Origin of the sequence: Paenibacillus polymyxa, from assembly GCF_001719045.1 — a bacterium.
Taxonomy (GTDB): domain Bacteria; phylum Bacillota; class Bacilli; order Paenibacillales; family Paenibacillaceae; genus Paenibacillus; species Paenibacillus polymyxa_B.
Genome location: NZ_CP015423.1, coordinates 1,194,907 through 1,215,057, shown reverse-complemented (window position 1 = coordinate 1,215,057; position 20,151 = coordinate 1,194,907). Strand labels below are relative to the sequence as shown.

The window sequence follows — 20,151 nt, the reverse complement described above, 5'->3', positions numbered from 1 at the left end:
TACCAGATTTTCAGTATGGTGTATTGTTCTTCAAAGCAAGTATTTTCAACTTAAGCGAGAGGTATATCCTTACCATCGTCTCGACACACGTGGAGTGCGTGGTAGTGATATATCGAGATGAGAAGCATTGATGAATGAGGATTTAAGAGCAACTTTGTATCCAAATAACATTTTAGGATTGAGTGCTGTTCATTGTTACTGCATTGCACAATGGCAAATAACTTGGAAGATGTTTGGGAAACAGTAAAGAGGGGCGGCGTGCCCCTCTTATTTTCGTAATGCTGAGCATTTTTATTTATTTACAGAAAGTGTAGCACTTCATTTTCACAATTGAACATCATAAAAAAACTTTTTTCTCATTCAATGATCTTGCTATATTCGATAAAAGCTGAACTGTATTCCTTATCTCATCTTCCGTAGTGTCCGGGTGAATTGCGCAGATTCTGAGAACAGTCTTTCCATTGAGTTGTGTCGTAAGCACTGTGGCGTACCCATTCGTTACCATTTCTTGGGAGATCCTTTTATTGAGTGAATCTATTTCCTGGTCGGATAGCCCAGGTGGTGCATATCGAAAATTGACAATCGCTAATTGCGCGGGGCATACAATTTCCCAGTGATTATGTTTTTTGATTTCATCTTCAGCCCATTCTGCGAGTTGAACTCCATGCTCTATAACTTCACCGACAGCATTCGTGCCTAAAGCTTGCAGTGTCACCCATAGTTTCAGACTTCGAGCAGGCCGGGTTAACTCTGGACCCAAATCCCAATAATTAATATGTTCTTCATCAGTCTCGGCATCCTTCAAATATTCTGGGCGTGTGCTGAAGCAGTTTTTGAGTTGCTGCTTATCTTTGGCTAAAACCACGCTACAGGAATAGGTCTGCATTAGCCATTTGTGTGCATCCCAGGTGATACTATCTGAACGCGATATCCCGCACAAAAGAGACTTATATTTCGAAGAAGCCAAAATCGACGCACCGTAAGCTCCATCCACGTGTAACCAAATATTATGTTTTTCACATAGGTCAGCAATTTCGTTTAACGGGTCAATGCTTCCTGTATTGGTTGTGCCCGCCGTGGCAATGATCGCAAAAGGCTTCATGCCAGCCGCCTGATCATCCATTATTTTTTTCTCTAAGGCTGAAACATCTATACGAAAATTTTTATCACTTGGAACCTTTCTGATTTGATCACTACGGAATCCGAGGATGCGTAGCCCTTTGGCGACCGATGAATGAGTTTGATCTGAAACATAAGCAGTTCCAATGGCATATTCCTGCTCGGATAACCTTGCATTACGTGCAGCCGCTAAAGCGGTCAAATTCGACAGCGATCCGCCCGATAGAAATAAGCCCCCGGCAGTATCAGGATATCCTGCTTGGTCACACATCCACCGGATCACTTCCCCCTCTAAAAGGCTTGCGCTCGAACTCTGCATCCAGCTTCCGGCGTGGGTATTATAAGCACAGGTCATGATATCTCCTAACCAAGAGTAAACAGACACGGGGCTAGGAATCATTGCGAAAAAACGAGGGTGTTGCATGAAGGCTTGATGAGGATAGACGTTTTTCCTCATTTCATCGACAACCTCTTTTACGGGTCTTCCTTTTTTGGGAAAGCCAATTTCCCTTAAATGAGCTATTGTATCCTCATCTGCAATGTTGATTACTTTTTGAGATCGAATATTATTGTTTTCTGCTATAAATGAATGTACGAACTGCTCAATAATCTCACCTAATTGCTGATTTGGTTCTTGATTCATCATAAGCAACTCCATCTCCTTTGTTTAACTTCAACCAAAGTATAATATAACATCTGTTGTCATTTTGTGATATTTACCAATTTCATCATTACGTTTATTTTTAGACACTTCGCTATTACGTAAAGTAATTTTTAAGGACAAAGAGGGCTATAAATCGTCGTTCAGTGCAAATGTTGGAAACGTGATGTTGAGAATGTATAGTACTCCAACTCAAGGCTGGTAAGCAGTTACATAGTTGCTGTGTTGCCTGGATGGTAATGACGAGTAATTTTACAAGGCAGCTAAGGAGGCGGGGAGCTTGAATATAGGAGGGGGAACCTTAGTTAGTACTTGTAAGAAAAGTGTTCGAAAACGCTTTGCCATATGTTGCAAATGAGCTGCTTAAGAATTTGAAAAATGAATCTGGAGATATAACATTCCCCCTTCGAATAGATTTTGTCCTCTGATGAATATGAATAATATCAAAATAGATATGTATTGAAACTCTTTTTCCAATTAGTGCTCCAAATTCTTAAGGATTTTTATATCTAATGATTAAACTGGAAGTAAAAAAATACTGGTGGCCCTTAAAGATGTGTTAGGAGCCACCAGTAAAAACTAATTTATGATATTGTTACATAATAAGAGCCATCTTTCGATACACACCTTAATTTTGACTAAGAATTATTGTCCAATTTGTTCTAAGATTTGTGTGTAAGCATTCCTATAATGATCGGGGTTAGGATCTTCTCCTATGATCTTGGGTACGTCAAAGTCAGACAGCAGGAAATGGTGTTTGGGTTGAACTTCATGCCTTGCTAAGCAACTCTTGCAACAGGACAAGGGACAGCCGTCAATTGCAATGATGTCACGTCCCGATTTTGCTGTTCTGACAAGTGGTTTGACATCACCACCAACACCAGCAATGCAGGACATTTCAGCGACTTTTTCTCGATCCATTTGTATAGCGATCATGTTAGCGGTTTGTGCTGCGGAGGAACATCCAGAACAAGAATAGACAAGAGGTAAATCAGTTCTTTTCATCTTTGTACACTTCCTTGTTTTTTCTTTGTGATCGATCACAGTATCTTTGGTTTCAGCTGAAATAAATTTAAAATTGTTTGTATTTTAACTTAAATTTACAGTCTAAACCGTGATCGTGATCACGACAATATTTTGTAAAATCTATTATAGAGCTAACTGTGTGTATATAAATCAGCTAGATTAGAAAAAAGCTTATCCCTACTCATAGATTCAAGTGGGAATAAGCTTCTGAAATTTTAATGTTTGGTACACTTAAATTAATCAATTTCCCTGCTAAAGAATTTTAGATAATTTTGTACCATCAAACTTGTCACCCCATCCTTTATTTTCTTCTATAGAAAATTTTAAAAATGGTTCGATATTTGGCAATGGAAAATTGTAATCTATCATGAACTTTATAATTCTCTCCAAAGATTTCAAACTGCTTTCGCCGTATCCTTCAATCACAGTGTGCGCATGACTGATACCAAGCTCATAAATACTTTGTAGTAAGGCGTCGACTGATCCATCAATATTTTGATATAAGCTATACAAATACATGAATTTATCTTTACTCAACTTCTCAAACTCTTCCTCCTCGTATGTTTTGAATTCTGTTAAATTCTCAGGAATTAATTCGACAACAATATCATTCCAATCATCTAAGTATTGTATATTAGTGAATTTACATAAATAATTTAAAACGATCTTCCAATCATTAACATCATATTTCAAGGTGATAATAGTGTTCTCAAAGCAGCTAATACCATATGCCACTCTACCTCTCATTGAAATATGTTTAAATTTTTCCATCTTCATAATCGTTAGTCTCCTTTATACCAGCTGGTAAGTACGTCAGCAACATTTTCTTTAAGCGTAAATGCGCAGTTTTCGTTTTGACATTATTTTCGTCTTCTTTTGATTTTGAGTATACAAAAAAAGCTCATTCCTACTCATAGATTCAAGTCGAAATAAGCCTTTGAAGGTTTACCAATTTTATGTCTTTTTTAGTGTTTGGTTTGTTGTATTGTACGATCTTGTTATCACATTGTACTCATAAGTTAGTTTTTAGGATTCTTATAGCACCAATCTGGGTCATACGGTAATAATTTTAATTTTTGTATGTCTTCCCAACTGTAAACCCAATCATAATCTGCAATCCAAAAATAATCATCAGGATTTAGCTTGAGGTATTCGTAAATAAAATTGAATATCAACTCTTGATTACCATAGATATCCTCAATATGCCCGACTTGGCATAGCAATAAATTTGTATCTAAACCTAAATCTTCGTGATAGTAAAAATCAATACTTGAACTATTAATACTATGAATATAAAAGATTAATGAAGATTCGTTGTTCCCCGCAAATGATCTATTATTAATATTCAGCGTTGTATATGAAAACTTCCCTTCATCTGAGTAATTTTTATTGTTGTAGAAATAGAGAGATGCATCCGAATGAAAGGCTGCAACTATAGTATCTGCTAACAGCTTCTCAGGAGAATATCTCTCTTTATTCGTTAAAATAACTGCCGGAGTCCCCATCTTTACTTTAATACCTCCTTGAGTTCATCTATAGAGTTTACAATAGTAACACCTTTAGATTTAATAACTTCCAATTTTTTCAGATCGTTCTGATGTAAATTAGTCAATGGCTTGTCAATATATAAAATGACTTTCTTCTGGTTATGATTAAAATAACCGTCATGATTTACATTAACGTATTTATCAAACTGTTCAACATTTGTAACAGCTTTTAATGATTTCTTAACTTCAATAATTTCATCCTTAGTTACTACGTCAAAATCGCCCGCCGGGTTACCATCTGACCTTTGAATTTTTTGGCCAAATGCTGTTACTTCCTTATTTTCTCTAACAGCGGAAGCTACTTTTGCCTCAGTAGCTTTTCCCGGGTCTTTACTGTTTAAAAGATTATCAATATCGCGATTAATATTTTTCGGATGTTGATCATCCCAAATTAACTCATTACCAGCCGAATTTGTATATTTCGTTTTATTTCCACTCTTGACTACACTGCCAACATTAGAAGCTTTTAGAGTATCTTCAGGAGGCTTGCTCAAATTCGGTAGTTTAGGTGACTCCTTAGGTCTACTTGAATTTGCCCCATTATAAATCGCCGAATCATTGAACTCATCAATGGGTCTGTTTACACCTGGACCACCCTTTGAATTGGGTTTTGCAGGCGGATTTTCTGCAATAGGTGGCTGGCTAGACCTAGCAGGAGAACTTCCTGCACTCCCCATACCGATCCGGGCTGCTACAATCCCATAAGTCGTTTCTTCGACTAAATCGCTTAAGCCTGTCCTTTCCATGTAATCTCCAGATTTTTGTCCAATAAAGCCTTGATTGTATCGAGTAATGAGTGCATCCATTTTCTCTTTGTCCAACTCAATAGCATTTGTAGAGTCCACACCCATCGCTACTAAACCATCTTCAATGGCATTGAGAGTTCCTTCATCCCATACGTGTGTGCGTTTTGCATTGAAGATACGCTGGATGGCGGCCAATTTATTAGGATCTTTAATATCATACAGTGATAGTTTGCGCTTCATTGTAATTTCAGTGCGCAGTGCTTGCTCTGCTTGTTTTAGCTTATTTTCATCCTGCCACCAGTTGGCTGTAAAATAATCAGTTTGATTCCAATATGAAGTATATTCACTAGTTTTTCTTTCTCTCCATAATGCCAGTTTTGGATTCTCATGTTTCTGCGTTTGTGCTGCTTGAAGGCGTTGTTTTTCCTCATAATCTCAGAGCCATTTCTTCTGAATGTTTTTAGGAACTTGCTGATACGCTTGAGCTATGGCATTTGACTCTTTCAGCAGGTTTTGAACCAGTTCTAATGGGCCACCAGAATGCGCTATATGACGTGCACTCGTAAATACTTTCCCTAAAATTCACTTGCTATAGTAGGCTTGTCTCGCTTGATCATGCTCGTATTGATTAATCAATCCTTGGAGTGCTAGACCAGCCAAGTGTTTCAACGGATGAATACCGTTCCCCTTACCGCCTCCAATCGTAGGAGTTCCTTTGCTCCGAACGGAGATCATTGCGGTTGCTTTCAGAATGAGACCCGTCGCAGGCCCACCTAAAGCTCCCGCAACAACGCCAGCCACTTTTCCCATCACTGGAATGGAGCCTAATAGCTTGGACACCGTACCCAACAAAGAGTTGGCCTGTTGAAGTGCAGCCGGACTTGTTACTTTGGCGGTGGGAGTGCTGCTTGATGATGTCTTAGCTGTCGATGGAGCTTGCGCCGCCTCGTATGCTTTGATGCTCATCAATGGTGGCTCAGGCACAGGGGGGAGGTCGGCTACGAAAACAGGAGCTTTCACCGTACCTTCCTGATATATCACCGGAGCTTTGGTATCCGTCTCACCATCCAGTACCATGCTGCTGGACCCGCCTTTTAGATACAGCGCCGTTCCAGCTTCGAGTAAAAGTTCCTCGCCAGCATCGAGCTTCACGTGACCACCCTGAATATGCACATTCCCCGGACTGTCGATCGTAATGCCGTTACCTTCATGTAGTGTAATGGAAAATTCACCGGAGGTGGATAGGGTCAGTTCATGCTCAGACATTTCTACGCCGCTACCTTGCACATGTTGCCATACCTTAACATTCGGCCTTACATTTGCGTGGCGTTGTTGTCGGAGCGAGTCCGTGACATAGGCATCCTGTTCGCGGTGGGTAGGCAGATACAATTCCACTTGTTCCCCGATCTCAGGCATATCGTACCAGCCACTATGTTCTTCGGCGACATAACGGGTGGACACCGGAAACCAGCACGCTTTGGCAGGATCTTGCTTCGGGTCAATGTCCAGTTGAAGCTGTACAAAATCCTGTTGTACCTTGAGCACCGTTCCTGTCAGCGAAATTCCAGTAGCCTGATCGTTTTCATACCGCGCATAGCGGATATCTTGTTCGGCTTGAAGATCGTAACGGGTACGCAGTAAGCCATCTGCTAAGGTTGTCACTGCTCGAACCACGACCAGCTCTTTGTCTTGTCCAATAGGTAACGTGATGAGGTCGCCTAGTGCATAAAATTGCAGGCTTTCGATCATATAGGTGACATACGAGCCAGCACGTTCTCCGGGCTTTTCCGCATCCAGCTCATGAAACGTTTTTCGAACACGATAAAATACATCTCGTTCCACCTTATGCTGCTTCCCTTCTGGCATCCCGAAGAAAACCTTGGGCGAGGCTGCGGTTACCTCTGGCACAAGTACGGAACCAAAGCGAGAAGCGAGACGTTTTAAAAACGCCCAATCGGTCTCATCATATTGTAAAACAAATGTCTCTAGTTTGGCATAGTTGCTTACCGTATCAATGGCATCTCCGTATTGATATTTTCGAACCAGCGCAGTGACCAGATCATCATAGGTGCGGTGAATATCTTGATAGGAGCGCCTTTTACGCTTAATATCCATCTGGTACGAATGGGAAGCGGCTTCCAGTTCAAATGTATACACGCCTCGCACACAGTGTACGGACATACGTGCAACAATCCCATGAAACAGTCTTCTCAACGATTGTCCCTGATCATTCAACTGACGGATCACAATCGGCTCTTGCTCCATATTTTGACCGATACAAGCTGCTCCCTGTTCTTCGGAGAGCATGCCACTGATATGTAAATAGGCATGATCGTTAATGGCGCGTGTTATTTGAAGTTGTTCGATGTGTAGTGGCTGAAAGGGACCATAAAAGCGTAGGCTTTCATATCCAATCCCATCTGATAATACGCTCAAGTGAGTTCATAACTCCTTTCTATATGTGATGGGTATTTCCAAGTAAAGTACGTCATCTTGAATTCGCTTCTGAATACAGAAGCCGCAGATGAGTATAACAGTGAGTCAAGATAGATATGTATTACAAGGTTTGTACGCTATAAAGGGACGAGAGGTGATATTTAATAAAAACCCAGCATATGTATTTATCGGTTAAAAGAGAGATTTAGTTTACAGAATGACCCATTGGTTATACCGAATAATGAAAATCTTTATTGATGGAACATATATTATTTATAATAAACCCGGTGGGGTGATCTTTTATTGAAAGGGCATTGATTATTAAAGATATTCTCACTTAATTAGTTATGTTATATAAGTTTGTGTACTAAACTTATGAATAAGAATAGACCCTACAATATTGTGCAGGAATTGTCGGATGGATACATTCAACTACTGTTATTCTATTGATGAAGGAGGTCATATAGTGGATTTGCTTAAGAGCATGAATGAAGCAATAAGGTATATTGAAGAAAACCTGACTAATGATATTGACTTTAAAGAGGTAGCAAGGTTGGCTTACTGCTCTGAATTTCATTTTAAAAAGATGTTTTCTTTTCTTGCAGGTGTTACGTTATCAGAATACATCCGCCGCAGACGCCTCACTCTTGCAGCATTTGAGCTTAAAGATAGCAATGTAAAGGTTATTGATATCGCGATTAAATACGGGTACAATTCACCAGATTCTTTTACAAGAGCTTTTCAAAATTTACATGGATTAACGCCGTCTGAAGCCAGAATTAATGGCCGTTCACTTAAAGCATATCCACGAATGACCTTCCAGTTATCCATTAAAGGGGGAAGTGAAATGAACTATCGAATTGAAGAAAAAGGGGCATTTTGCATCGTTGGTATCCAAAAAAGAGTTCCCATTATTTTCAACGGAGTCAATCCAGAGATTGCTGCGATGTGGGAAAGTTTAGATGGTGAAACGATCAATAATCTTAAAAGAATTTCTAATGTCGAGCCTATGGGGTTGCTTAGTGCGTCCACGAACTTTTCTGAAGGTAGAATGGAGGAAAAAGGGGAGCTTGATCACTATATTGGCGTTGCAACAACAAAGGAGTGTCCGGATAACCTAACACAACTTAAAGTTGCTGCCTCAACGTGGGCAGTCTTCGAAGCAATCGGATCATTTCCTGATGCGCTACAAGATGTGTGGGGACGTATTTATTCCGAATGGTTCCCATCCTCAAACTATGAACAAATAGAAGGCCCGGAAATCCTATGGAATGAGAGTAAAGATATAACCTCACCGACTTTCAAAAGTGAAATATGGATCCCCATCTCAAAAAAAGTAACATAAAGCGTGTAATTATGAAGTATCATGAGCTGTTTCGACAGCTCTTTTTTCAATTATTATAATTGAAGCTTATTTTGTGAAGAAGGTATTTCTTTTAAGGTACAGCCATTTGGCGAGAAAGATCAGGTAATTTATTTTACGGGACTAATGATTTTGAATAGAAATGATACTTATGTAATTGAAAATATAATGTAGCGACAGACTGAAGAACAGTGCGAGGTTTAAGGTATTGAAATAATATTTATTCATTTAGTTGTACTTTTATAGCTTCTAAGTTTGAAATAATCCTTATCTTGGAATGTCAAAGAGTCTTATTTTATCTTGCATACTAAATTGTTCTAATAATCTTATCTATTATTCTCTCATTGCTACGTATCCACGTACCACATCCGTTATCATTCTTTGCTACACTCTGAATAAAAAGGAGATGATAACTTGGATACCCAACCTAAGATACTAAAGAGCATGGAACATACAAACTCATCTGAAAATACTGCTGAAGAATACGAGAACTTGGTGCAGCAAGAAGACGAACACATAGAGAGACTTAAAACATGCACAAAGCTCATTTGGGATGCTCTAGCTATTATTTCTCAAAAGGCAAGCGTACTTCACCTGGAAACCGTCAAAAAAGCGGCCGACCATCTTCATATCATGGAACTGGACCTTCGCAGGGAATTGTTTAAAGTTCGTTTGAAAAAAAGTATTTTGGCGAACAAAATGAAGCAAACCCGAGCATAACAGCGAAGGGGACGGAATCGTTCTGAAGAAGCGGAGCGTTCGCCTTTGAACCCGGATTTTTACCGTTAAAATATAATTAAAAAAATCTGGGGACAACAGCGATCGGAAGAATGATCCGTCTATGTAGCGTCCTTACATGCACGTACTTGCTCAATCCAACCAGTAATCAAGCAACTCAAGCTAACCTGACATGACCTTTCGAGGTCTGATCAGGTTTTCTCATTTCAATCCCTTCATCCCCGCGCATAAATCTTCACCTCCTCCAAACCACTTGCCACCCAGATAGTTACACCCACTCCCAACATCATGTATAGTAAAGTTATGGGAAATAAATATGAACCCGCATATTATCTTGAACGCTTAACCGTACAATAAGAAACATGGCAAAAACGAGGAGGAACGTGATGATACATCCAACACAGATTCAGGATATGCTGCAAGCCGCGCTGGAGACGGGCGGAGATTTTGCAGAGGTGTTCGTCGAGGACCGCACCAATGGACAACTGGGCATGACCGGAGGCGTCGTGGATACGGCGCTGTCAGGCCGGGATTTTGGAATTGGTATTCGGATCATGAAGGAGCATTTTTCGGTGTATGCCTACACCAGTGATTTGAGCGAACAGAGCCTGATTCGACTGGCCAAATCGGCTGCCAAGGCCATTCGCGGAGGTGGAGCGCCAGGTACACACACCATTACACTCCATCCTCATGCTATACCTAATCACCATCCAATTGCGATCATTCCTGACGGTTCACAGAAACGCGCCAAGATTGACATGATGAGACGGGCGCATGAGGCAGCAAGCCAATACGATCCTTCCATCACGCAAACCTCCATAGGGATCAGTAACTCGATCCAAAACGTCTTGATCGCCAATAGCAACGGGCTACTGGTGGAGGATACCCGTACGTATACACGCATGAGAATAAGCGCGATTGCGACTGATGGGGAGCATAGACAATCCGGGTTCCGTGGGCCGGGAGCGTATGCAGGGACTGAATTCCTGGAGAATCTGAATATCGAAGAAAATGCGAGACACGCCGCTCGTATTGCGACCACAATGGTCAAAGCGGGATATGCGCCTAGCGGCAGACTGCCGGTCGTGATTGAGAACGGCTTCGGCGGCGTTCTTTTTCACGAGGCATGTGGACACGGGCTGGAATCTACGGCGGTGGCCCATGGAACCTCCGTGTTTGCGAATAAGATCGGGCAGCAGGTGGCTTCACCGCTTGTCACGGCTATAGATGATGGAACGATTCAGAACGCGTGGGGCTCGCTCAATATCGATGATGAAGGAGCGCCGACACAGCGCAACGTACTGATTGAGAACGGCATTTTAAAAGGATATCTGATCGACCGCATGGGCTCGCGCCAGATGGGTGTACCTGCGACAGGGTCAGGACGAAGACAGTCCTATAAATTCGCGCCTGCGTCCCGTATGAACAATACGTTTATTGCGAATGGGGATTCGACCCGTGAAGAGATCATTGCGAATACGGAGTACGGGATCTATGCCAAATCGCTGGGCGGCGGTTCGGTGAATACCTCGACGAGCGAGTTCAATTTTGCGGTTGAAGAGGCATACATGATTCGCAACGGCAAAATTGCGGAGCCGGTTAAAGGGGCAACGCTAATCGGCAAAGGGATTGAAACCCTGCAAAATATTGATATGGTCGGCAACAATCTGGATCATGGTCAGGGGATGTGCGGCTCGGTCAGCGGAAGTCTTCCGGTCAATTGCGGACAGCCGACAATTCGAGTGTCCGAGATGACCGTCGGCGGACGGAAGGGGGAATAGGCGATGAATATTCAGCAATTTCAGGAAGCGTTGTTCACGAAAGGTCGGGAAATCGGCTACGCGGATATGGAAATCTACTATGTAAATGGACGTTCTACCTCGGTGAAGGTGCTAAAGGGAGAAATTGACCAATATACCATCGTCGAAAACGGTGGGCTTTCCTTTCGGGGTGTCATTAACGGGAAAATGGGCTATGCCTCTACAGAGAAGCTGGAACCGGACGTGATCGACTTTTTATTGGAAGAAGCACGCAGCAATGCGGACATATTGGAGAGCGAGGAACAGGATGAGCTGTTCGCAGGCTCTGAGAGCTACCCTGAGCAGCCTACCTATGCCTCAGCGTTGGCTGACACGGCTCCTGAGATTCTGATCGAAGCAGCGCTGGAAATGGAGCGCACAGCGCTTGCCGCAGATCCACGGATTGTGATGGCTCGGCATTGCTCGGTCAGCATTCGTGAAAATGAGGTTCTGATAGTGAATACAAAAGGACTACACTGCCATCGTCGCAAAAGTCTAGCGAGCGCTTATGTGTATGTGATTGCAGCAGATCATGACGAGACCGTTACCGGAGGCTGGCATGATTATTCCCTGCGAAGTGTGGAAGAAATCGATATTGCGGATGTGGCGCATAAAGCCGTAAAAGAGGCTGTTTCCAAGCTGGGTGCGCACACGATCCAATCGGATAACTATCCAGTCATTTTCCGTCATGATGCAGCAGCGCAATTGCTGGCTGCGTACACATCGGTATTTTCAGCGGAATCGGTGGATAAAGGCTTTTCGCGATTAGCTGGGAAATTGGGGCAAAGGGTGGCAAGCGAGCGTATTACGCTAATTGATGATCCGCTGATGGAGAACGTTCCCGCAGGCAGTACGTTTGATGCCGAAGGCAGCGCAACCCATCGTAATGAGATCATCAAGGACGGAGAACTACGGACGTATTTCCATAACCGCAAGACAGCCCGCAAGGCTGGGGTGAAAAGTACCTCTAATGCTTCCAAGGGCAGCTATAACGGTAGAATTGGTGTGTCGTATCATAATCTGTATGTGGAACCAGGCACGTCTACGTTGGAGGACATGATTCGCAAGACGGATCGCGGGTTGATGATCGTAGAGCTGCAAGGGCTGCATGCGGGTACGAATACGGCGTCCGGTAATTTTTCGCTGGCTTGTCTGGGATACTGGATTGAGCAGGGGCAAGTGATCAGAGCGGTCAATCAGATCACCGTATCGGGCAACTTCTTTGATGTGCTGCAGCAGGTAGAGGAAGTTGGCAACGATTTACGTTTTACGGGAAGCTGCACATCGCCTTCGCTCAAGCTGGCTGCACTCTCGATTTCAGGTTCCTAATGACTGGAGCGGCCTTCTTTTTTCAGACTCACGGGCTGTTCCTGACGTTTTAATTGCTTAGCGATGACAGATGCCTGATGCATCAGGGTATGGTAAAGTAGGAGAAAGTCTTTGAAATATGAAAAAAAGGCTTGGTTACAGCACCGCGACAGGGTATTATAGACAATAATATATTCGAAAAAAGGTTCGAATTGAATTTTTATTGGGGGATGTATATGAGATATATTAGCACTAGAGGTCGAGTAGAAGCCAAGGGATTTATTGATACCGTGCTCATGGGATTAGCTGACGATGGAGGTCTGATGGTACCGGAGCAGATTCCGACCGTGTCGGGAGCTACGTTAGAGCAATGGGCTACATTGAGCTACAGAGAGCTGCTGCTGGAAGTTTTTGCGCTGTATATCAATGATGAGATTCCTCGTGAAGATTTGGAGCAGCTGGTGGAGCGCAGTTATGCGAGCTTCCGTCACCCGGAAGTTACGCCAGTGAAGAAGATCAACGATTCCCTGTCTATTTTGGAGCTATTCCACGGGCCTACGTTTGCGTTCAAGGATGTGGCGCTGCAATTTATGGGTGAGTTTTATTCCTACGTGTCCAAAAAGCAGAATGAGATCATTCACATTTTGGGTGCAACCTCGGGCGATACCGGGGCGGCAGCGATTCAGGGTGTGCGTGGCAAGGAAGGCATTAAAATCTGTATTTTGCATCCACACCAAAAGGTGAGCAAGGTACAAGAGCTGCAAATGACGACAGTTGACGATGAAAATGTATTGAATCTGTCCGTCAAAGGGAACTTTGACGATTGTCAGAAGGTCATTAAGGACCTGTTTGCCGATCTGGATTTCAAAGCTAAACATCATTTGCGGGCAATTAACTCGATTAACTTTGTGCGTATTTTGGCGCAAACCGTATATTACTTCTATGCTTATTTCCGGGCGCAGGAGTCTGCGGGTACGAAAAAAATCAATATCAGCGTGCCATCCGGCAACTTTGGCAATATCTTTTCTGGCTTTCTTGCGAAAAAAATGGGCTTGCCGATCCATAAGCTGATTATTGCCACCAATGAAAATAATATTTTGGAGCGCTTTGTGAAGACAGGCGAATACAAGCCAGGCGACTTTAAAAGCACATACAGTCCTTCGATGGACATTCAGGTGGCGAGCAATTTCGAAAGATACCTGTATTACTTCCTTGGAGAAGATACAGCCAAGGTATCTGAATACATGAATAACCTCAAGACCGAGGGACGGATTGTGATCAGTGCAGAGGATTTGAAACGGGTACAGCAGGATTTTGAAGCGCTCGGTGCTTCGAATGAGCAGTGTCTGGAGCTGATCAAAAAATACAAAGCCGAGTACGATTATTTGCTCGACCCGCATACGGCTTGCGGTATTGCCGCGTATGAAGCGTATAATGGCGCGGACGAAGTATGTGTGACCTTTGCGACAGCACATCCGGCCAAATTTGATGAAGCTATTCGTCTGGTGGACATCAAGCAGGAGTTCCCGACGCAAATTGAGCAATTATTCTCGAAATCGCAGCATCAGCAGGTGGTAGAGCATGACGAGGCAGAAATTGTGCGTCAGCTTGAAGCTTTTTATGTGTAAAAGAATGGGAAAGGAGGCTACGCCCTGCGCGCAGCCTCTTTTTTATTTCCATATTTTCCAGATGTGCTGTATGTTTTAGTTTCAATTTGTTCACATTATAATGCCATGTGGAGTAAGGTGTTAGGGCCTTAGAAATCGTGAAAAAAGCCCGTGAATCAAGGGATTTAGCTTTAATAAACTAACAGGCAATGAGAGGTTCATAGAGTTATTTGATGAAGGATACAAAAATTTTTTATAGGCGAATTAGATGTATTATTATAAAAAATCATGTATAGTTAACTAAATTTTATGAATACATAAAGTTCCACTCTCGAAGGTGCAGAATAACGTCGTTCCGTCATTTAACAGAGGGGCTAATTATAAAAGGGGTGTATTAAATAATGACCATGATCCGTCCAGAGCAGAGTCAACAAGCAGCAGCCGAATATGTACAGTCCGTTTTTGAGAAGGTTATCGCGCGCAATCCTCATGAGAATGAATTCCATCAGGCCGTCAAGGAAATATTGGATTCGCTAATTCCGGTATTGGCTAAGCATCCTAAGTATATGCAGCAGGGGCTTCTGGAACGGCTAGTGGAGCCGGAGCGAGTCATTACCTTCCGTGTACCTTGGGTGGATGATGCAGGGGTTGTACAGGTCAACCGCGGCTTCCGCGTACAGTTTAACAGTGCGATAGGGCCTTATAAAGGTGGACTTCGCTTCCATCCGTCTGTATATCTGGGAATCGTCAAATTTTTGGGTTTTGAGCAAGTTTTCAAAAATGCATTGACGGGTCTTCCCATCGGTGGAGGTAAAGGCGGCTCGGATTTTGATCCCAAAGGGAAATCAGATAACGAAGTCATGCGTTTTACACAAAGCTTCATGACGGAGTTGAATAAATATATTGGTCCAGATGCCGACGTTCCGGCAGGGGATATTGGTGTAGGCGGACGTGAGATCGGATACATGTTCGGGCAGTACAAGCGGATTCGCGGAGGACATGAAGGTGGCGTCCTGACGGGTAAAGGGATTCATTACGGAGGCAGTCTCACACGTACAGAAGCGACTGGCTACGGTTGTGTATATTTTGTAAACGAGATGTTGCAGGCTCAGGGATCGTCCTTTGAAGGAAAACGCGTCGTCGTGTCCGGCTCGGGGAACGTATCTATTTATGCGATTGAAAAAGCACAGCAGCTCGGTGCTACAGTCGTGGCATGTAGTGACTCGAATGGCTACATCTATGATCCAGACGGTATCGATCTGAAGCTGGTAAAGCAGTTGAAAGAAGTGAACCGTCTGCGGATTAGCGAGTATACTCAAGAGCGTCCAGGCGCAATCTATACAGAAGGCTGTTCGGGGATCTGGTCGATCCCATGCGACATCGCACTGCCATGCGCCACACAGAATGAAATTGACGAGCAAGCAGCCCAGTTGCTGGTAAGCAATGGTGTAAAAGCTGTAGGCGAAGGTGCCAATATGCCATCCTCGCTACAGGCCATTGAAGTGTTTTTGGGCAATGGAGTTCTGTTCGGGCCAGCCAAGGCAGCCAATGCAGGCGGAGTAGCGGTCTCGGCGCTTGAAATGTCGCAGAACAGCATGCGTCTGTCATGGACCTTTGAGGAAGTGGATGCCAAGCTGCATGATATTATGAAAAATATCTATGCTAACAGCGTGAAGGCGGCTGAGGAATACGGCGTACCGGGCAATCTGGTTGTCGGGGCCAATATCGCAGGATTTGTGCGCGTGGCCGACGCAATGCTGTCCCACGGGATTGTTTAGCACAACGGTATACCAACCCTTATCTGCTATTACATGATGATTGAATAAGTAAGCTAATGAAACAAAAGCTGAGTGGCTCTGTGTGAGTCGCTCAGCTTTTATTTGCAAAGAGCACTTTATTTTTCTCAGGGACTTGATTTATTTTTAAAGAGGATGTATATTACTTGATAGATCAATAATTGATGGATCAAAGGTCGGATCATCAAGCCCAGCGATATGCTTAAGGGAGGAGAGATTGATATCACCCAGACACCATCCGAGCCTGAGTATATTTTTGACATGCTGTTGTTGCTGAACAAGCAGATTAGCTCCAAGTTTGAGCGTTGTGCAGGAGTCAGCGCATCCAGATTGCAGCTATTGTGCAAGTTGTATCAAGTGGAGGAGATTAGTCAAACTCTGCTGCAAAAAGAGGTTGGCATTGACGCTGCAGCCGTAACGCGCCATTTGAAACAACTGGAAGCGACAGCTATGGTCACACGACGCACGAAGCCAGAGGACAACAGGGTTACCTTGGTAAGCCTGACCGATTATGGGCGTGCACGCATTGTCATCTTTAAGCAGGAGCGCTCGCAGTTTGTAGCTCAGCTACTACAGAGCTTCGACGAGACCCAACGGCACCAACTAGCTGATATGCTGCAAGTGATGAATAGTCACATATCTGATATGGACTGACAACATTTTTTTAACATTACTATACCCACAGAGGGACAAGGAGAGATTGGAATGAATAATACGAATACATCCAGTACTGTAAAAACGAATGATTTTAAAGAAATCGCCCTGGGACGTCGTTCTGTAAAAGTATACGATCCGTCCGTGAAGATCAGCCGCGAGGAAATGACCGAGATTTTGACGGAAGCTACACGCGCACCATCTTCCATTAACCTGCAACCTTGGCGTTTCCTTGTCATTGACAGCCCTGAAGGTAAAGCTACACTGGCACCATTGGCCCGTTTCAACCAACGTCAAGTAGAAACATCTTCGGCAGTGATCGCTGTGTTTGGAGATTTGAACAACTTTGATAATTTCGAACAAATTTTCGGAGAAGCTGTAGAACTGGGCTATATGCCAAAAGACGTCAAAGAAATGCAACAGGAAAAAGTAGCAGCCCATTTTGCAGCGCTTGATCCAGTTGTGAACAAAGAAACGGTCCTGATCGATGGTGGCTTGGTATCCATGCAGCTTATGCTGGTAGCACGCGCTCATGGCTACGACACCAACGCTATTGGCGGTTTTGAAAAGGATCAAATTGCTGAAGCCTTTGGTCTGGAAAAAGATCGTTATGTCCCTGTTATGCTCATTTCCATGGGTAAAGGTATCAACGATGGTCATCCGTCCACACGATTGCCTATTGATCAAATTGCACAGTGGAAATAAGGAAAACGAACTAACATTGATACACAACATAAAAAAACAGGCGGACAAAGGAAATTCCTTTGCTTCGCCTGTTTTTTATTTGCTTGGATGCAACGTAGATCGCGGGTGCTTATCACGTTGTCAGTCTTTCGGTTATCATGTCACGGTATTTTCTCCCGGCGTCTCTGCCGAATCAGCGGTGTCATTCTGAAGGTGATGATAATGCTTGGGCCATATAATTTGGTGCGAAGTATGGCTAAGCTCCTCATAAAATAACGGGGCTTTCTTGAATAGACGTATGACCAGATGGAAAAAGAACCATCCATTCATCACCAACAACAAAAGGCTGATCAGAACACTTACCCATGGAGAGACTTGAGACCACAGCACGGGTCCACCCAGTACGTAATTAAGTCCAAAATACAACCAATACAAGAGACTGTAACGCTTGATGAGCCCCCACAGGGAAATCCGTTGTCCCGTCCCTGTAAGATGAATACGCACCAGCCATTTCCCAGGAGTTCGTCCATTCGTCAGGTAAGGGACCCCCATAAAGTAGACTCCACTGGAAACCCAGAAGGCAGCAGGCACATGCAGAGACTCCATGATGCCGAGTAGCCCGATCCATATGATAGAATCCACGAAAAAGGCTACACCCCGTCGGGTATAGGACACTCGCTTCGTTGCCATGTCCACATGCTTGTCCAGATGTTCCAAGCGGGGCAGGAAGCGTGAAAACCATTCGCCTAATAGAAAGCCTAGCATGCCGCCCAAGGTATTAGCCAATAGATCGTCCACATCGAACACGCGATACGCATGGTCAAAAAATCCATACAGTCCTGTCAGCTGCGTCACCTCAAAGAAGAGGGAGAGGATAAAGGACAGAATCAGGCACCATCCCCATCGTGCACGGAAATAATAACGTAAGAACATACCGAAAGGCACGGTCATCACAACGTTAAAAACGACTTGCAGAAAAGCGCGCTCCTTCAGCAAATGAACATAGCTGGAGGGATGGGCGGGTGAGACGGATGTTTCTCTTATAATGTCATGAACGAACTGCAAGGGTATCAATTGTAACGCCCCCCCAGCTAGTGCAGCATTATGACGCGATGCCGGAAGTGGGAGTATGACCAGAAAGAAGACGTTCATCAAGTATAAAAGCATCAAGTAAAGCAGCCATGCTCTAGCCTTGTGAATATAGCCATGCCTGCGATATTGCACGATTAGAAAAGGCAGTGTAAACAACAACGCAGCAAAAGGAAACGCAAGAAAGGCATACGAAACAGGAAATAGATACGATTGAATCATGTGCTGCTTACGCCTGCTTTCTCCGGAACTTCACCAAAGACCAGATGATCAGAAATGCCATGAAAGCCAGGCACACGCTAATGCTAATGCGATTTTGCGGGTCAAGCAAGAATAGGAACGCAATTACCCATAGGCATCCTACTGTAAGCGCCGTTACATAAGGGAATCCCCATATCTTGAAAGTAGGCTCCACGGGATAAGATTTGCGCAATTTCAATTGGGACAGACAAATGCAACTCCAGACGAGCAGCACGACAAAGCCAGGTACAGCCATCAAAATACGGAACAGTCCGTCCTGAGCGAGATAAGCAACCATGGAACCGACAATCAGAACTACAGCGCACAATTTGAGACTATTTACCGGAACCCCGTTTGAAGATAAGCGGGCGAGTGATTTGGGACCTTCTCCATTGATAGCCAGCGAATGTAACATACGTGTAGCCCCGTAAATCCCCGAATTGGCGGCAGACAGTACAGCAGTGATCAGAATAAAGTTCATGACATGAGCCGAGCCTTGAAGCCCTACAGAAGACAATACCTGTACAAACGGGCTGGTATTCGCATCCAGTTGGTTCCAGGGAATCAAGCCACAAATGATGAGAATTGGCAACGTATAGAACAAAATAACGCGAAGAATAAAGCTTTTAACCACTCTAGGTAGTACCTTTTCCGGATTTTCTGTCTCCGTCAACGTCAGTCCAATCAGCTCGGATCCTCCGTATGAAAAGGTAACGACCAGCAGCGCTGAAAAGATAGCCAACCAGCCATTGGGTAGAAATCCGCCGTGCTGCGCGTAGTTGCTTAGATAAGGTGGAGTTTCAGTGGGAATAATCCCGAACAGTATACAGCCACCCAAGGCGATGAAGATAATAATCATGGCAATCTTAATACCCGCAAGCCAAAATTCTAGCTCCCCAAAACCGCCGACACTCAGCATGTTGACGACAATAATGAAAGCCGCACTCGCTAAACTGAGTACCCATAGAGGAACATCTGGCAACCAATATTGCAGGAAGCTTCCCGCAGCAATGACCTCAATGATACAGACGGCCAGCCACATGAAGCAATACAACCAGCCGATAATAAAGGACAGTCGTTCTCCAAAAGCTTTGCGAATAAAATCTTTCATATTCATGTTGGGGTAGACGGTAGCCATCTCGGCAATTGCGCCCATAACGACCAAGAGCAGGAGTCCTGCGAAGACATAGGATAAAATAACTCCAGGTCCCGCCAAGCTAATCGTTTCGGTACTGCCTTTAAAAATTCCCGTTCCGATAACTCCACCCATAGCCATAAAGGTAATATGCCGTGGGAGCAGCTTTTTGTGCAAAGTTGCTTCATTTGATTTCAATATGA

Annotated in this window: 15 protein-coding genes and 1 pseudogene; 8 read left to right on the top strand and 8 right to left on the bottom strand. The window is 43.7% G+C overall.

Annotation, left to right across the window (positions count from 1 at the left end; all coding sequences use genetic code 11):
• Window positions 1–337 precede the first annotated feature (337 nt).
• The 6 genes and pseudogenes from AOU00_RS05500 to AOU00_RS26955 form a co-directional block, all read right to left on the bottom strand.
• Complete coding sequence (locus AOU00_RS05500; RefSeq protein WP_069290125.1) at window positions 338–1,765, bottom strand: pyridoxal phosphate-dependent decarboxylase family protein; 1,428 nt, start codon at window positions 1,763–1,765, stop codon at window positions 338–340.
• Window positions 1,766–2,425: 660 nt separating this feature from the next.
• Window positions 2,426–2,785, bottom strand: a complete 360-nt coding sequence (locus AOU00_RS05495; RefSeq protein ID WP_013311396.1) for a putative zinc-binding protein — start codon at window positions 2,783–2,785, stop codon at window positions 2,426–2,428.
• 273 nt (window positions 2,786–3,058) lie between these two features.
• Window positions 3,059–3,583, bottom strand: a complete 525-nt coding sequence (locus tag AOU00_RS05490) for a hypothetical protein (RefSeq protein WP_069290124.1) — start codon at window positions 3,581–3,583, stop codon at window positions 3,059–3,061.
• Window positions 3,584–3,825: 242 nt separating this feature from the next.
• On the bottom strand, window positions 3,826–4,311 hold the full coding sequence (locus tag AOU00_RS05485) for a hypothetical protein (protein WP_061828766.1): 486 nt from the start codon (window positions 4,309–4,311) through the stop codon (window positions 3,826–3,828).
• 2 nt (window positions 4,312–4,313) lie between these two features.
• Window positions 4,314–5,339: a hypothetical protein gene (locus AOU00_RS26960; protein WP_231109386.1), complete on the bottom strand. Its 1,026-nt coding sequence runs from the start codon at window positions 5,337–5,339 to the stop codon at window positions 4,314–4,316.
• A 201-nt stretch (window positions 5,340–5,540) separates the two neighbouring features.
• Window positions 5,541–7,535: pseudogene (locus tag AOU00_RS26955) on the bottom strand (contractile injection system protein, VgrG/Pvc8 family); the annotation flags it as partial.
• Between the two features lie 466 nt (window positions 7,536–8,001).
• Between AOU00_RS26955 and AOU00_RS05470 the strand changes: the two are divergent.
• The 8 genes from AOU00_RS05470 (at window position 8,002) to AOU00_RS05435 (ending at window position 17,505) form a co-directional block, all read left to right on the top strand.
• Window positions 8,002–8,880 carry an AraC family transcriptional regulator gene (locus tag AOU00_RS05470; RefSeq protein ID WP_061828767.1) on the top strand — a complete coding sequence of 293 codons (879 nt, stop codon included), beginning with the start codon at window positions 8,002–8,004 and terminating at the stop codon, window positions 8,878–8,880.
• A 432-nt stretch (window positions 8,881–9,312) separates the two neighbouring features.
• The gene (locus tag AOU00_RS05465) at window positions 9,313–9,618 is read left to right on the top strand and encodes a hypothetical protein (protein WP_081112412.1); all 306 of its coding nucleotides are present in this window, start codon (window positions 9,313–9,315) and stop codon (window positions 9,616–9,618) included.
• A gap of 404 nt (window positions 9,619–10,022) precedes the next feature.
• Window positions 10,023–11,417 (top strand): TldD/PmbA family protein, encoded by a 1,395-nt coding sequence (locus AOU00_RS05460; protein ID WP_061828768.1) that lies wholly within the window; start codon window positions 10,023–10,025, stop codon window positions 11,415–11,417.
• 3 nt (window positions 11,418–11,420) lie between these two features.
• The gene (locus AOU00_RS05455) at window positions 11,421–12,764 is read left to right on the top strand and encodes a TldD/PmbA family protein (protein ID WP_069290123.1); all 1,344 of its coding nucleotides are present in this window, start codon (window positions 11,421–11,423) and stop codon (window positions 12,762–12,764) included.
• Window positions 12,765–12,979: 215 nt separating this feature from the next.
• Complete coding sequence (thrC, locus tag AOU00_RS05450) at window positions 12,980–14,371, top strand: threonine synthase (RefSeq protein WP_069290122.1); 1,392 nt, start codon at window positions 12,980–12,982, stop codon at window positions 14,369–14,371.
• 380 nt (window positions 14,372–14,751) lie between these two features.
• Entirely contained in the window at window positions 14,752–16,128 is a 1,377-nt protein-coding gene (gene gdhA / locus AOU00_RS05445; protein WP_069290121.1) for an NADP-specific glutamate dehydrogenase, read from the top strand.
• Window positions 16,129–16,407: 279 nt separating this feature from the next.
• Window positions 16,408–16,800 (top strand): MarR family winged helix-turn-helix transcriptional regulator, encoded by a 393-nt coding sequence (locus tag AOU00_RS05440; RefSeq protein ID WP_025718154.1) that lies wholly within the window; start codon window positions 16,408–16,410, stop codon window positions 16,798–16,800.
• A 51-nt stretch (window positions 16,801–16,851) separates the two neighbouring features.
• Window positions 16,852–17,505 (top strand): nitroreductase family protein, encoded by a 654-nt coding sequence (locus AOU00_RS05435; RefSeq protein WP_061828772.1) that lies wholly within the window; start codon window positions 16,852–16,854, stop codon window positions 17,503–17,505.
• 135 nt (window positions 17,506–17,640) lie between these two features.
• Here the strand turns inward: AOU00_RS05435 and AOU00_RS05430 are convergent, their stop codons facing one another.
• The gene (locus AOU00_RS05430) at window positions 17,641–18,795 is read right to left on the bottom strand and encodes a VanZ family protein (protein WP_061828773.1); all 1,155 of its coding nucleotides are present in this window, start codon (window positions 18,793–18,795) and stop codon (window positions 17,641–17,643) included.
• A gap of 7 nt (window positions 18,796–18,802) precedes the next feature.
• Window positions 18,803–20,146 (bottom strand): amino acid permease, encoded by a 1,344-nt coding sequence (locus AOU00_RS05425; RefSeq protein WP_061828774.1) that lies wholly within the window; start codon window positions 20,144–20,146, stop codon window positions 18,803–18,805.
• Window positions 20,147–20,151 lie beyond the last annotated feature (5 nt).

Coding starts and splice junctions, on each gene's coding strand:
- AOU00_RS05495 (WP_013311396.1), bottom strand. CDS start 2,785: ATGAAAAGAACTGATTTACCTCTTGTCTATTCTTGTTCTGGATGTTCC.
- thrC (WP_069290122.1), top strand. CDS start 12,980: ATGAGATATATTAGCACTAGAGGTCGAGTAGAAGCCAAGGGATTTATT.
- gdhA (WP_069290121.1), top strand. CDS start 14,752: ATGACCATGATCCGTCCAGAGCAGAGTCAACAAGCAGCAGCCGAATAT.
- AOU00_RS05435 (WP_061828772.1), top strand. CDS start 16,852: ATGAATAATACGAATACATCCAGTACTGTAAAAACGAATGATTTTAAA.
- AOU00_RS05485 (WP_061828766.1), bottom strand. CDS start 4,311: ATGGGGACTCCGGCAGTTATTTTAACGAATAAAGAGAGATATTCTCCT.
- AOU00_RS05455 (WP_069290123.1), top strand. CDS start 11,421: ATGAATATTCAGCAATTTCAGGAAGCGTTGTTCACGAAAGGTCGGGAA.
- AOU00_RS05500 (WP_069290125.1), bottom strand. CDS start 1,765: ATGATGAATCAAGAACCAAATCAGCAATTAGGTGAGATTATTGAGCAG.
- AOU00_RS05490 (WP_069290124.1), bottom strand. CDS start 3,583: ATGAAGATGGAAAAATTTAAACATATTTCAATGAGAGGTAGAGTGGCA.
- AOU00_RS05440 (WP_025718154.1), top strand. CDS start 16,408: ATGCTGTTGTTGCTGAACAAGCAGATTAGCTCCAAGTTTGAGCGTTGT.
- AOU00_RS26960 (WP_231109386.1), bottom strand. CDS start 5,339: ATGAAGCGCAAACTATCACTGTATGATATTAAAGATCCTAATAAATTG.
- AOU00_RS05460 (WP_061828768.1), top strand. CDS start 10,023: ATGATACATCCAACACAGATTCAGGATATGCTGCAAGCCGCGCTGGAG.
- AOU00_RS05430 (WP_061828773.1), bottom strand. CDS start 18,795: ATGATTCAATCGTATCTATTTCCTGTTTCGTATGCCTTTCTTGCGTTT.